Source organism: Isoptericola sp. NPDC057391, from assembly GCF_042668085.1.
In the GTDB taxonomy this organism is placed as follows: Bacteria; Actinomycetota; Actinomycetes; order Actinomycetales; family Cellulomonadaceae; genus Isoptericola.
The window spans coordinates 1-12,282 of record NZ_JBHVBO010000127.1; the positions used below are offsets into that span (position 1 = coordinate 1).

At 76.6% G+C, this 12,282-nt stretch carries 11 protein-coding genes and 1 pseudogene; 7 read left to right on the forward strand and 5 right to left on the reverse strand.

Annotated features, from left to right (window positions below; all coding sequences use genetic code 11):
• Nucleotides 1-64: 64 nt before the first annotated feature.
• Entirely contained in the window at nucleotides 65-898 is an 834-nt protein-coding gene (locus tag ACFUVW_RS14965) for an SDR family NAD(P)-dependent oxidoreductase (protein ID WP_430572117.1), read from the reverse strand.
• A 102-nt stretch (nucleotides 899-1,000) separates the two neighbouring features.
• On the opposite strand from ACFUVW_RS14965, the gene ACFUVW_RS14970 reads away from it, so the two are divergent.
• Nucleotides 1,001-1,573: a TetR/AcrR family transcriptional regulator gene (locus ACFUVW_RS14970; protein ID WP_430572118.1), complete on the forward strand. Its 573-nt coding sequence runs from the start codon at nucleotides 1,001-1,003 to the stop codon at nucleotides 1,571-1,573.
• Here ACFUVW_RS14970 and ACFUVW_RS14975 read toward each other — a convergent pair.
• Nucleotides 1,567-2,112 carry a hypothetical protein gene (locus ACFUVW_RS14975; RefSeq protein ID WP_430572119.1) on the reverse strand — a complete coding sequence of 182 codons (546 nt, stop codon included), beginning with the start codon at nucleotides 2,110-2,112 and terminating at the stop codon, nucleotides 1,567-1,569. The two genes, ACFUVW_RS14970 and ACFUVW_RS14975, sit on opposite strands and share 7 nt — an antisense overlap.
• Nucleotides 2,113-2,321: 209 nt before the next feature.
• On the opposite strand from ACFUVW_RS14975, the gene ACFUVW_RS14980 reads away from it, so the two are divergent.
• The gene (locus tag ACFUVW_RS14980) at nucleotides 2,322-3,383 is read left to right on the forward strand and encodes a zinc-binding dehydrogenase (protein WP_430572120.1); all 1,062 of its coding nucleotides are present in this window, start codon (nucleotides 2,322-2,324) and stop codon (nucleotides 3,381-3,383) included.
• A 316-nt stretch (nucleotides 3,384-3,699) separates the two neighbouring features.
• Here ACFUVW_RS14980 and ACFUVW_RS14985 read toward each other — a convergent pair whose 3' ends face one another.
• Nucleotides 3,700-5,127 (reverse strand): C40 family peptidase, encoded by a 1,428-nt coding sequence (locus ACFUVW_RS14985; RefSeq protein WP_430572121.1) that lies wholly within the window; start codon nucleotides 5,125-5,127, stop codon nucleotides 3,700-3,702.
• A 376-nt stretch (nucleotides 5,128-5,503) separates the two neighbouring features.
• On the opposite strand from ACFUVW_RS14985, the gene ACFUVW_RS14990 reads away from it, so the two are divergent.
• From ACFUVW_RS14990 to ACFUVW_RS15005, 4 genes are all read left to right on the forward strand, one after another.
• On the forward strand, nucleotides 5,504-6,883 hold the full coding sequence (locus ACFUVW_RS14990; protein WP_430572122.1) for a bifunctional o-acetylhomoserine/o-acetylserine sulfhydrylase: 1,380 nt from the start codon (nucleotides 5,504-5,506) through the stop codon (nucleotides 6,881-6,883).
• Nucleotides 6,884-6,942: 59 nt separating this feature from the next.
• Nucleotides 6,943-8,181, forward strand: a complete 1,239-nt coding sequence (locus tag ACFUVW_RS14995) for a homoserine O-acetyltransferase (RefSeq protein ID WP_430572127.1) — start codon at nucleotides 6,943-6,945, stop codon at nucleotides 8,179-8,181.
• A 7-nt stretch (nucleotides 8,182-8,188) separates the two neighbouring features.
• Nucleotides 8,189-9,031 (forward strand): aldo/keto reductase, encoded by an 843-nt coding sequence (locus tag ACFUVW_RS15000; RefSeq protein WP_430572123.1) that lies wholly within the window; start codon nucleotides 8,189-8,191, stop codon nucleotides 9,029-9,031.
• A 135-nt stretch (nucleotides 9,032-9,166) separates the two neighbouring features.
• On the forward strand, nucleotides 9,167-9,595 hold the full coding sequence (locus tag ACFUVW_RS15005; RefSeq protein WP_430572124.1) for a VOC family protein: 429 nt from the start codon (nucleotides 9,167-9,169) through the stop codon (nucleotides 9,593-9,595).
• Nucleotides 9,596-9,598: 3 nt separating this feature from the next.
• Here the strand turns inward: ACFUVW_RS15005 and ACFUVW_RS15010 are convergent, their stop codons facing one another.
• Nucleotides 9,599-10,540, reverse strand: a complete 942-nt coding sequence (locus ACFUVW_RS15010) for a hypothetical protein (protein ID WP_430572125.1) — start codon at nucleotides 10,538-10,540, stop codon at nucleotides 9,599-9,601.
• 93 nt (nucleotides 10,541-10,633) lie between these two features.
• On the opposite strand from ACFUVW_RS15010, the gene ACFUVW_RS15015 reads away from it, so the two are divergent.
• Complete coding sequence (locus ACFUVW_RS15015; RefSeq protein WP_430572126.1) at nucleotides 10,634-11,593, forward strand: zinc-binding dehydrogenase; 960 nt, start codon at nucleotides 10,634-10,636, stop codon at nucleotides 11,591-11,593.
• A 29-nt stretch (nucleotides 11,594-11,622) separates the two neighbouring features.
• On the opposite strand, the pseudogene ACFUVW_RS15020 reads toward ACFUVW_RS15015, so the two are convergent.
• Nucleotides 11,623-12,282 (reverse strand): annotated as a pseudogene (locus ACFUVW_RS15020) (hypothetical protein); the annotation flags it as partial.

Genomic DNA, 12,282 nt, shown 5'->3' on the forward strand with positions numbered 1-12,282 from the left:
CACCCGCCCGGGTGCGGCGCCGTCGTCCTCGGTGAGGCCGGCTCGTGCTCGGCGGGGGCGTCGCTCAGCGCGCGGCGCCCGCTCCCACGAAAGGCGCCATCGCCTCCTCCAGCCGGGCTGCCTCCGCGACGTCGGCGAACGACGCGACGTCGACCGGGCGCCCGCGGTCGATCGCGGTGAGCGGCGCGACGGGCGGGTCCTCGATCACGCGCAGGACCGGCGGGATCGCCCGCGCCACCGGCTGCGCGGCCAGGGCCGCCACGCGGGACAGGGCACGCGCGGGCCAGGGCAGCCCGGTGGCGGCGGTCCGCGTGAACCCGGGGTGCACGAGGACGTAGCGCGCCCGGCGCGACGGGGTGGCGTGGGCGTGCGCGACGGCGAGCAGCTCGGCGGCGCGCCCGCCCTGCGCGGTGGCCTCGACGACGCCGTAGCCGCCCTCGAGCATGAGGTCGTCCCAGCGGATCCGGCCGTGGACGACACCCACGCCGTTGAGGCTCACGATCACGGGGCGCGCCGCCCGGTCGAGCTGCGGGCCCAGGCCCTCGCCCAGCACCCGCCGCGCAAGGTAGTACAGCGCGAGCGACGCCTCGACCCCCTCCACGGTGACCCGGCGGCGCAGCTGCGGGGCGTAGGCCGTGAGGACGAGGGCGTCGACGACCTCGTGCCGCTGCCGGACCCGTTCGACGACGGCCCACGCCCCCGCGGCGGTCGTGAGGTCGCCGGCGACGAAGCTCGCGCGGCCGCGCGCCCCGACGCCCGCGGCGCGCTCGAGGAAGGCCGCTCCCCGGCCCGCGTCCCGGCCGACGACCGTCACCGCGTCCCCCGCCTCGAGCCGGGCCAGCGCGATACCCAGCCCCAGCCCCGCCGTCCCGCCGGCCACCACCGTCGTCCTGCCCATGCCCGCTCCCTCGGTCCGGCCGGGCACCCTCTGCCCGGCTCGCCGACGACGGTAGGAATCGCGCGATCGACAAGTCAACGAGCGATGACTTAGCCTCCGAGGATGGTCGTACGACGGGACAAGGAGGCCACGCGGGCCCGGCTGCTGGACGCCGCCCGCCGCCGGTTCGCGGAGCACGGGTACGCCGGCACGAGCGTCCGCGCCGTGGCGGGGGACGCCGGCGTCGACGCCGCGCTCGTCTTCCGGTACTTCGGCTCCAAGGACGGGCTCTTCGTGGCCGCGACGGCCGACGAGGACCCGCAGGACCTCCTCGGTCTGGCTCCCGAGGAGTTCGCGGACCGCCTGATGTCGATGTTCGCGTTCCCGCCCGACGGCACCCGGCCCGTGGCGGCCCTGCTGCGCGCGGGCGGCCGGCCCACCGGCGAGGCGCGGCTGCAGGCGGCGGTCTGCGGGCCGTACCTCCGGGACCTGGCGGGCGCGCTGGACGGCGACGACCCCGAGGTGCGCGCCGAGCTCCTGGTCGCCTGGGTGCTCGGCGTCGCGGTGATGCGCGGCGTCGTGCCCGGCACGCTGCTCGGACGTGTCGACCAGGACGCGCTCGCCCGGTACTCCCGCGCCGTCGTGCGCGCCCTGGTCTCCCCCGACGGGAGCGGACCGCCCGAGCGCGGTCAGTAGCGCGTGATCGTCACCCTCGGCGACACCACCGTCGCGACGTGCGCCGAGTCCGACGGCACGTACCGGAACCGCAGGTAGACCTTGCCCCGCCTCCCGTCCGCGGTCCGGAGGTACCTCGCCGGGATCTTGACGCGCTGGTCGCCCCGGTCGCGGGTCGTCAGGGCCCAGTCCGTCGCCCACCGCGTGCGCCAGCCGGAGCTCTTCGCCCGCGGGCTGCGCGTCTCCAGCACCAGCCGGCCGCGCTCCGGCATCCCGGCGGTGCGCACCCGCACCGTGCCCGGCTCGGACTTCCCGAGGTTCGCCTTCACCCGGTAGCGCGTCGTCGGCATCGTCAGCCGCACGCTCGGCCTCGCCTTGTTGACGCGCTGCTTCCAGGTGCGCCTCGCCGACGCGTCCGTCGCCTTCGAGGGGACGAAGGTCGCCGTGAGCGTCCGTGCGCTGTGCGGCGGGAGCGCCGTCCCGCTCACCAGGACGGAGGCCCTGCCGTCGACGACTCTGGCCGTCCCGACCTTGCCACGGTTCGCCCACGTGAGGTCCACGCGCCCCTGCGGCCTCGCCCCTGGTGCCGACACCGTGACCTGGACGCGCCGTGACGTGCCGTACGACCACGACCGTGCCGTTGCAGCATGAGCAGCCCGTTCTCTCGTTGTTGGCTGAAAGGTAGCGGCACGCGCGCTCGGCGGCCAGTGACCTGTGGACGGACGTCCCCCGGCCGCCGGCGCACGCCGATGACGTCTACCGTGTGCCCATGCGTGCAGCCGTCATCCACGGGCCCCGCGACGTCCGCGTCGAGGACCGCCCGGACCCGAAGATCCTCACCCCCGGCGACGCGGTGGTCCGCGTCGTCGCCGCCTGCGTGTGCGGCTCCGACCTGTGGCCCTACCGCGGCGTCACGGCCGTGAAGCGGCCGCGCCCCATCGGTCACGAGCTGGTGGGCGTGGTCGAGGAGCTGGGCTCCGACGTCACGTCGGCGCAGGTCGGCGACTTCGTGATCCTGCCGTTCACCATGTGCTGCGGGGAGTGCCAGTCCTGCCGGGCGGGCTACCCGGCGGCGTGCGACCTCGTCACGGGCTTCGGCTCCACCGACCGCTGGGGCAACCCGGTCGACGGCGCCCAGGGCGAGCGCGTGCGCATCCCCCTCGCGCAGCACTCGCTGTTCCCCGTGGGCCGGCCGGAGGCCGAGCTCGAGGCCGCGGGCCTCGTGCCGCACCTCCTCAGCCTCGCCGACGTCATGTCGACCGGGTACCACGCCGCGTTCTCCGCGGGCGTCTCCGCGGGTGACACCGTCGTCGTGGTCGGCGACGGCGCGGTGGGCCTCTCGGGCGTGATCGGGGCCCGGCTGCTCGGCGCGGAACGCGTGATCGCGATGAGCCGGCACGCCGACCGCGCGGCCCTCGCCCGCGAGCTCGGTGCCACCGACGTCGTCGCCGAGCGCGGCGAGGAGGGCGTCGCGGCCGTGCGCGACCTGCTCGGCGGCGATCTCGCGGACGCGGCGCTGGAGTGCGTCGGCACCAAGCAGTCGATGGACACCGCGCTCGACGTGGTGCGCGGCGGCGGCCGCGTCGGCTTCGTCGGGGTCCCGAACGGGGGTCCGGAGCTGAGCGTGCGGCGCCTGTTCGACCGCAACGTCACCATCGGCGGCGGCATGGCGTCCGCCCGCCGCTACATGGAGACGCTGCTGCCCCAGGTCCTGTCCGGCGCGATCGCGCCCGGCAAGGTCTTCGACCTGGAGCTGCCGCTCGCCGACGTCGCCGAGGCGTACGCCGCGATGGACGAGCGCCGCGCCACCAAGGTGCTGGTCCGGCCGTGACGTCGCCCGGAGCCGTCCGCTCGACCACGGGCCGGGGTCGGTCTTCGTCGCGGTGGCCGGCTCCGGCCTGACGGTCACGTCTCCACGAGGCAGCAGGCCGGCGAGCAGCGCGACGGCGCAGCAGGCGGCGGCGAGGACGAGCCGGGTCGGGGCGGGCGCGTGAGGTCATGCCCGTCAGCGTCGCGGACGCCGCGGGCGTCGCGCGTCGCCCGCAGGTCGCCGGTCGTCGCGACCCAGGTCGCCCCCTCCGACTGTTGTGGGTTCGATCGTGGCCCTTTTTCGGCGCGAGAACGGGCCACGAGCCCACCCACAACGGTCAGGGGCGGCCGGCGTAGGGCATGACCTCGTCCCAGCGGACGGGGGTCTCGCGGACGTGGATGCCGGGGCGCGGGGCCTCGACCATCATGCCGCCGCCGGCGTAGATCGCCACGTGCCGGATGGTCGACGGGTCCGAGGTGTCGTTGGCGTAGAAGATGAGGTCGCCGGGGCGCATCTGGTCGTAGGAGACCTTGCCGACGGAGAGGTACTGCGACCGCGACGTGCGCGTGATCCACACGCCCGCCGCGTTCCACGCCCCCGAGGTCAGCCCCGAGCAGTCGTAGCCCGGGTTGCCCTCGCCGCCCCACTGGTACGGGGTCCCGATCTTCGAGCGAGCCCACGCCAGCGCCTCACGACCCTGCGCGGCGCTGCCCTGGCCGACGCCGCTGACCGGCGGCGGGTCGGGCCTCGGGTCCGGCTTCGGGTCGGGCCTCGGCGCCGGGTCGGGGGCGGGCTCGCGGGTGCGGGTCGGCTGCGGGTCGGGCTCGGCGACGCGCTCGGCGTCGGCCCCCGCACCGTCGCCCGCGCCGCCGGACCGCGGCCGGCCGGGCCCGGCGGCGGCCTGCGGGTCGGCGTCGTCCCCCCGGTCCCCCGCCGCGTCGGACGCGCCCGGCGGGGCGGTCGACGGCGCGGCGTCCTCGGCCCGCTCCCGCGCGGCAGCCTCGCGCGCGGCGGCGGCCCGCTCCTGGCGGTCGGCCTCGCGCTGGCGCTCGAGCTCGACGCTGGTGCTGCGCAGGTCCGCGAGCCGCGCGAACAGGCGGTCGCGCTCGTCCTCGGCGGCTGAGGTGCGGGCGGTGAGGTCGTCGGCCGTGCGCTGCGCGGCGGCGAACGCCGCCTCGGCCACCGCGCCGGCCTCCTGCTGCGCGACGCGGGCGGCCAGCCAGCGGGCGTCGGCGTTGCGCGCCGCGGAGCGCACGTCCGCCTGGTGCGCGAGGGCGCCGGCGACCTTCCGGTCCACGGCGCGCTGCGCGGCCTCGGTCGACACCACGTCCCCCACGTCGCGCGCCCCGGCGACGACGTCGAGCGGTCCGAGCCCGTTCGCGTTCGCGCGCGCCGTGGTGCGGTACGCCTCGGCCAGCGTGCCGCGGGCGGCCTCCTCGGCGCGCTGGGCACGGTCGGCCCGCTCGCGCGCCTCGGCGGTCTCGCGCGTCGCCGCGGCGAGCGCCTCACGCGCCTCGGCGTAGTCCTCCGCGGCGGTCTGGACGGCGGCCTCGGCACGGGAGAGCTCGGCGCGGATCGCGTCCAGCCGCGCCTGCGCTCCGGCCACGTCGAGCGCGGCGGCGTCCGCCGCGGCGTGCGCGGCCGCGACGTCGTCGTCGGACGGCGGCTCCGCCCACGCGACGCCCCCGGCGGCCACGGGAGCGCCGCCGATCAGCGCGGCGACGGCCCACGACGCGACCCGTGCGGCACGGCGAGTCCGAGGCATGTCCTGCTCCTTCCTGGGCCGACGCACCGGAAGGCCCGCTCCGGGCAACCTCGCCCAGACTCGCCCCGGGCGAGCAGGACCGCCACCCGAGAGTGCGATCGCGACGCGCTCCGCAAGGCGACACGCCGTCCATATTCTGGTCCCGAATGGTGAGACATGGGTGTCGCGTGCTCCGCCGCCGGGCTACGGTCGTCCGCATGTCCCGTCGAATGTGCCGCTGACCACCGCGCACGTTCGCCTGCCTGCGGCCGCCCGTCGACCCAGCCATCCGCTCCGCGTGCGCAGCCGACCGCCGCGGCCCGCCAGACGCGCAGGCCTCCTGGTTCCCGCCGCGGCCCGATCACCGCCGACCGAGCCCGAGCCCCAGGAGCACGCCATGACCTCCAGCTGGACCTTCGAGACCCGCCAGATCCACGCCGGCCAGACCCCGGACCCCGTCACCGGGGCCCGCGCGCTGCCGATCTACCAGACCACGTCGTTCGAGTTCCCCACCGCCGACGTCGCCGCCGACCGCTTCGCGCTCGCCGACCTCGGCCCCATCTACACGCGCATCGGCAACCCCACGCAGGAGGCCGTCGAGGCGCGCATCGCGGACCTGGAGGGCGGCGTCGGCGCGCTGCTCGTCGCGTCCGGCCAGGCGGCCGAGACGCTCGCGATCCTCAACGTCGCGCAGGCCGGCGACCACGTCGTCGCCAGCCCCAGCCTGTACGGCGGCACGTACAACCTGCTGCGGCACACGCTGCCCAGGCTGGGCATCGAGACCACGTTCGTCGACGACCCGCACGACCCCGAGTCGTGGCGCGCAGCGGCCCGGCCGACGACGAAGGCGTTCTTCGCCGAGACCATCCCCAACCCGCGCGCCGACGTGCTGGACATCGCCGCCGTCGCGGACGCCGCCCACGAGGTCGGCGTGCCGCTCATCGTGGACAACACGATCGCCACCCCGTACCTGGTGCGCCCGATCGAGCACGGCGCCGACGTCGTCGTGCACTCGGCCACGAAGTACCTCGGGGGCCACGGCGCGGCCATCGGCGGCGTCATCGTCGACGGCGGCACCTTCGACTACGCCGCGCAGCCCGAGCGCTTCCCCGGCTTCAACCAGCCGGACGAGAGCTACCACGGGCTCGTCTACGCCCGCGACCTCGGCGTGGGCTCCGCCCTCGGCGCCAACCTCGCCTTCGTGCTCAAGGCGCGCGTCCAGCTGCTGCGCGACCTCGGGCCCGCCGTCGCGCCCTTCAACGCCTTCCTGCTCGCCCAGGGCCTCGAGACGCTGTCCCTGCGCGTGGAGCGGCACGTCGCCAACGCGCAGCACGTGGCCGAGTGGCTCGAGGAGCGCGCCGACGTGCGCCTCGTGCACTACGCCGGGCTGCCGTCGTCGCCATGGCACGAGAACGCCCGGAAGTACGCCCCGAAGGGCGCCGGCGCGGTGATCGCGTTCGAGCTCGACGTCGCCGACCCGGAGCTGGCGAACGCCGCCGGGCGGGCGTTCGTCTCGGCGCTGCAGCTGCACTCGCACGTGGCGAACATCGGCGACGTGCGCTCCCTGGTGATCCACCCGGCGTCGACCACGCACTCGCAGCTCACCCCGGAGGCACAGGCGCAGTCCGGCGTGACGCCGGCCCTGGTGCGGCTCGCCGTCGGCCTCGAGGGGATCCAGGACATCCTCGCCGACCTCGAGCTCGGCTTCGCCGCGGCGGCGGAGGTCGTCGCGGGCGCGTCGGACGGCTCGGCGTCCGACGACGAGGCCGCCGCGTGACGGCGGTGCCCGGCCCCTCCGGGCGGTGCGAGGGCGGCGTCGCCGCCACCGTGCCGTCGGTGGGCGGGCGCCGCTCGGGCACCGCCCCGACGGTCCGCCCGACAGCGCCGGACCCGGTCTCCCGGGCGCAGGTCAAGCCGCCCGTGCCCGCCACCGGCGCGTGGCGCGACGGCGACCCCGTCGCCGACCGGAGGTTCGCCGACGTCGGCGCCGTCGAGCTCGAGGCGGGCGGCGTGCTGCCCGACGTGCGGGTGGCGTACGAGACGTGGGGCGAGCTCGCCCCCGACGGCTCCAACGCCGTCCTCGTGCTGCACGCGCTGACCGGCGACGCGCACGTCACCGGCCCCGCCGGGCCGGGGCAACCGACCGCCGGCTGGTGGGCCGACATGATCGGCCCCGGCGCCCCCATCGACACCGACCGGTACTTCGTCGTCGCGCCCAACGTGCTGGGCGGCTGCCAGGGCACCACGGGCCCGGCGTCGCCCGCACCGGACGGCCGGCCGTGGGGCGCCCGCTTCCCCCGGATCACCACGCGCGACCAGGTCGCCGCGGAGATCGAGCTGGCCCGGCAGCTCGGCGTCGAGCGCTGGTCGCTGGTCGTCGGGGCGTCGATGGGCGGGCTGCGGGTGCTGGAGTGGGCGCTGCTCGGCCCCGAGGCCGGGATCGCGGTGGACGGCATCGCCGCCATCGCGACGACGGCGCAGACGTCGGGCGACCAGATCGCCTGGGCGCACCCGCAGCTCGGCGCCATCCGCGCCGACCCGCGGTGGCGCGCCGGCGACTACTACGACGCGCCCGACGGCGACGGGCCGGACACCGGGCTGGCCATCGCACGGCAGATCGCGCACACCACCTACCGGACGGCGGCGGAGCTCGACGTGCGGTTCGGTCGCCTGCCGCAGGGCGGCGAGGACCCGCTGGCGGACGGGCGGTACGCCGTGCAGTCCTACCTCGACCACCACGGGGACAAGCTCGCCCGCCGGTTCGACGCCAACTCCTACCTGGTGCTCACCGAGTCGATGCTGAGCCACGACCTGGGTCGCGACCGCGGCGGCGTCGAGTCGGCGCTCTCGCAGATCACGTCGCGCGCGCTGGTCGTGGCGGTCGACTCCGACCGGCTGTTCCCGCCGGAGCAGGCGAGCCGCATCGCGGCGTGGCTGCCCGCGGCGGAGCCGCTGCGCATCGTCACGTCCGACTTCGGGCACGACGGCTTCCTCATCGAGTTCGACCAGCTCGGGCCGATCGTCGCCGACTTCCTCGCGGGGGCGAGCGTCGAGGAGGACGAGGCCGGGGCATGATCGGCGTATGAGCACCACCGTCACGCTTCCCGACGGTCGCGCCGTCCCGGCGCTGGGCCAGGGCACCTGGTACCTCGGCGAGACGCCGTCCCGCCGCGCCGAGGAGCTCGAGGCGCTGCGCACCGGCCTCGACCTGGGGCTCACCCTCGTCGACACCGCCGAGATGTACGGCGAGGGTGCGGCCGAGGAGCTGGTGGGCGAGGCCGTCGCGGGTCGTCGTGACGACGTCGTGCTGGTCAGCAAGGTCTACCCGTGGAACGCCGACGCCCGCGGCACGGTGGAGGCGTGCCGGGCCAGCCTGCGCCGGCTCGGCACCGACCGGCTCGACCTCTACCTGCTGCACTGGCGCGGCGGCGTGCCGCTGGCGGAGACGGCGGCCGCGCTCGACGCGCTGGTGCAGGCGGGTGACGTGCTCGGCTGGGGCGTCAGCAACCTCGACGTCGACGACCTGCGCAAGCTCGAGGGCGTCGCCGGCGGGCTGGGCAGCGCGTGCCAGACCGACCAGGTGCTCTACAACCTCTCGCGCCGCGGCCCCGAGCACGACCTGCTCCCGTTCCTCCGGGAGCGCGGCGTCGCGACCATGGCGTACTCGCCCGTGGAGCAGGGACGCATCCTCGGCGACCCCGCGCTGCGGAAGGTCGCCCGGCGGCACGGCGCGACGCCGGCGCAGGTCGCGCTCGCGTGGGTCCTGGCGGGCGAGGGCGTCGTCGCGATCCCGCGGTCCGGGTCCGCCGCCCACGTGCGCGAGAACGCCGCGGCGCGCGACCTGCGCCTGGGCGCCGAGGACCTCGCCGAGCTCGACGCCGCCTTCCCGCCACCGCGCGGTCCCGTGCCGCTGGACATGCTCTGACGGGTGAACCTCCGCGCGGCCCGCGCCACCGCGGTGCGGGTGGCGTAGGCCGTGCCTAGCGTGGACCTCGGCCGCGGAGCCCGCGGCCGGCCCGTTCCGACACCCACTCCCACGCAACGCTGCTGGAGGCGACCCATGGTCCGGCTCAACCCGTATCTCAGCTTCAAGAATCAGGCCGCCGAGGCCCTCGAGTTCTACCGGTCGGTGCTCGGCGGCGAGCTCGACATCAGCCGGTTCGGCGACATGCCCGCGGACTCCGGCATGCCGATCGAGGAGTCCGACAAGGACCTCGTGATGCACGGCCAGCTCGAGACGCCGTCCGGCCTCACCCTCATGGCCGCGGACACCGGCACGATGATGCCCTACGTCGCGCCCACCAGCGGCGTCACGGTCGCGCTGACCGGCGGGCCGGAGGACTACGACTACGTCGCGAGCGCGTACGCGAAGCTGGCCGAGGGCGGCACGGACGCGATGCCGTTCGACAAGGCGCCCTGGGGCGACTTCTACGGCCAGGTCACCGACCGGTACGGCATCGCCTGGATGTTCGACGTCGGCGCGCCCTGACGGTCATCCGACCAGCAGCGACTCGCGGCGCGCGGCGAGCGCCGCGAGCTCGGCGTCGACGGCCGCGGACCGCTCGGCGAGGCGCTGCCGCACCCCGTGGACGGCGCGGCCCGCCGCCGCGACCCGGTCGCGCGCCTCGGCGATCCGGTTCCGCACCGACCAGTCGGTGAAGATGTTGTCGAACCAGACGTCGAGCGTGCGGGTGAGGCCGTCGACGCCGACCCCGCCGACGCCCTGCTCGCCGAGGTCGCCGAGCTCGACGGTGAGGTGGCGCAGCGCGACGTCCGCCTCGCGGAGCAGGCCCGCGGCGCGGTCCATCTTGTCGTGCTTGACCATGCTCGCGAGCATGCCGCCGTCGAAGAACGTGTCGTACGTGGACCAGCCGTCGGCGCTGCGCAGCTCGTCCGCCGCCGCGGCCAGCGCCTGCGCCGCCCGCTCGGCGGCCACCTCCGCCTGACCGACCTCGACCTGCTGGGCACGCCACCCGCCCACCTGCTCGGCCACCGCGGCCAGCTCGGCCGCCCCCGGGCCGCCGGCGCCGCGCACCCACTGCTCCTTCGCCGCGAGCGCGGCGTGCCACCGGGCCTGCACGTCGCCGAGCGCGGCCAGCCCGGCGTCGACGGCGCGCAGCTCGCGCTCCGCGGCGTCCCGGCGCGCCTGCGCCGTCGCCGCCACGTACTCGGCGGCCTGCTGCTCGGCGCGCTCGGCGTCGATCCGCTGCGCGCGGTCGCCGCGCAGACCCGCCCACACCCGCACGAGGCTCAGGGACTCCAGCCGCGCGACGTCGGCCGTCTCGTCCGCGAGCGAGGCCCGCGCGGACGCCAGTGCCTCCTCCGCCGCGGCGAGCTCCCGGCCCGCGACCTGACGACGCGCCGACTGCTGCGCGTGCTCGACGACGGCCGCGCGCGCCGCGGCCAGCTCTTCCTCGACCCCACCGGTAGGCATGGCCGACAACCTAGAGCATCCCCGCGCCCTGCCTCCAGGCACGCTCATCCCGCAGGTCCGCACCCGCGGGGCGGGCACCAGTAGGTTGGACGCATGCTCGCCGCCACCGTCGCCAGGTTCTCGCCCGACTCCCCGCTCGACGGCCTCGAGGTGGGTGAGCGGCCCGAGCCGGAGCCCCGGGAGAACTGGACCACGGTGCGCGTGCGCGCCGCGACGCTCAACCACCACGACCTGTGGTCGCTGCGCGGGGTCGGCCTGCGGCCCGAGCAGCTCCCGATGATCCTGGGCACCGACGCCGCGGGCACCGCCGCGGACGGCACGCCGGTGCTGCTGCACGGCGTGATCGGCGCCGACGGGCACGGCGTCGGGCCGACCGAGCGCCGCACGCTGCTCTCGGAGCACTACCCCGGCACGCTGGCGGAGTACGTCGCGGTGCCGATCCACAACCTGGTGCCCCTCCCCGACGACCTGTCGTTCGAGGAGGCCGCGTGCCTCCCCACCGCCTGGCTCACCGCCTACCGGATGCTGTTCGGCGCGGCCGGCCTCGCCCCCGGCGACCGGGTGCTCGTGCAGGGCGCGGGCGGCGGCGTCGCCTCCGCCGCGATCGTGCTGGGCGCCGCGGCCGGCCTGGAGGTGACGGCGACGTCGCGCTCCGCGGAGCGGCGCGAGCGGGTGCTGGAGCTGGGCGCCGCGCACGCCGTCGAGACGGGCGCCCGCGTGCCCGCCCGCGTGGACGCGGTGATCGAGTCCGTCGGCCAGGCCACCTGGGCGCACTCGGTGCGTTCCGTGCGGCCGGGCGGCACGATCGTCGTCTGCGGCGCGACCTCGGGCGACGCCCCGCCGGCCGAGCTCACGCGCGTCTTCTTCAACGAGATCCGGGTCCAGGGCGTGACGATGGGGTCGCGCGACGACCTGGCCGCGCTGGCCCGCTTCGTCGCCCGTACCGGCGTGCGACCCGTCATCGACTCCGTCGTGCCGCTCGCGCGGGTCGGCGAGGGGCTGGCCCGCCTCGCCGCCGGCGAGCAGACCGGCAAGATCGTCGTCCTGCCCTGACCCCGGCTGCGTCGTGGGCGCTCCCTGGCTCAGGCGAAGCGGTGCCGGAAGGCGTCCAGGAGCGTGGGGCCCTCGGCGCCGAGGCGCCACACGCTCCACCCGTCGGCGGTGGGCGAGCCCGAGGCCGCGGACGCCGCGTGGTCGGGGTGCCAGTAGCGGGAGCCGTCGGCGAGCTGGATGGCGCCGTCCTGGTGCAGCACGGCTTCGAAGTGCTGGCGGCGGCGCGGACGCGACCACACGATCGTCGTCGGGTGCACCAGCGTGCCGGCCAGCGCGACGAGGTCCGGGTCCACCTCGTCGTCGTTCGCGGCGGGCGGCGGCGACCACGGCCCGGGCGCCGCGAGCGGCTCCGGCGGCGGCACGGGCGACGTCAGCGGGTCGTAGCCGTGGTCGTGCGGCGCGGATGTCCAGCCCGGCTCCAGCGGGTCCGCCGGCGGCGTGCGCAGGCGCGGCGGCTCGAGCGGCGGCACCTGCAGGCGGGGCAGGTCGTCCTCCACCCCGGACCAGCGCGGCTCCGGCACCGGCAGGTCGAACGCGGGGGCCGCGACCTCCGCGAACGCCTGACCCAGGTCCGGGCGCCCGAGGTCCGGCGCCGACGCGTCGAGCTCGGGTCGTGACGTGAAGCGGTCCGAGCGCGAGCGGCGGCGCGGGGCGCCGGCCGCGTGCGGCGGCCGCTCGCGGGTGATGTC

Bases quoted from the DNA above. Each gene is read 5' to 3' on its own strand.
- ACFUVW_RS14965 (WP_430572117.1), bottom strand. From the start codon at position 898: ATGGGCAGGACGACGGTGGTGGCCGGCGGGACGGCGGGGCTGGGGCTG.
- ACFUVW_RS15005 (WP_430572124.1), top strand. From the start codon at position 9,167: ATGGTCCGGCTCAACCCGTATCTCAGCTTCAAGAATCAGGCCGCCGAG.
- ACFUVW_RS15010 (WP_430572125.1), bottom strand. From the start codon at position 10,540: ATGCCTACCGGTGGGGTCGAGGAAGAGCTGGCCGCGGCGCGCGCGGCC.
- ACFUVW_RS15000 (WP_430572123.1), top strand. From the start codon at position 8,189: ATGAGCACCACCGTCACGCTTCCCGACGGTCGCGCCGTCCCGGCGCTG.
- ACFUVW_RS14970 (WP_430572118.1), top strand. From the start codon at position 1,001: ATGGTCGTACGACGGGACAAGGAGGCCACGCGGGCCCGGCTGCTGGAC.
- ACFUVW_RS14985 (WP_430572121.1), bottom strand. From the start codon at position 5,127: ATGCCTCGGACTCGCCGTGCCGCACGGGTCGCGTCGTGGGCCGTCGCC.
- ACFUVW_RS14990 (WP_430572122.1), top strand. From the start codon at position 5,504: ATGACCTCCAGCTGGACCTTCGAGACCCGCCAGATCCACGCCGGCCAG.
- ACFUVW_RS14980 (WP_430572120.1), top strand. From the start codon at position 2,322: ATGCGTGCAGCCGTCATCCACGGGCCCCGCGACGTCCGCGTCGAGGAC.
- ACFUVW_RS15015 (WP_430572126.1), top strand. From the start codon at position 10,634: ATGCTCGCCGCCACCGTCGCCAGGTTCTCGCCCGACTCCCCGCTCGAC.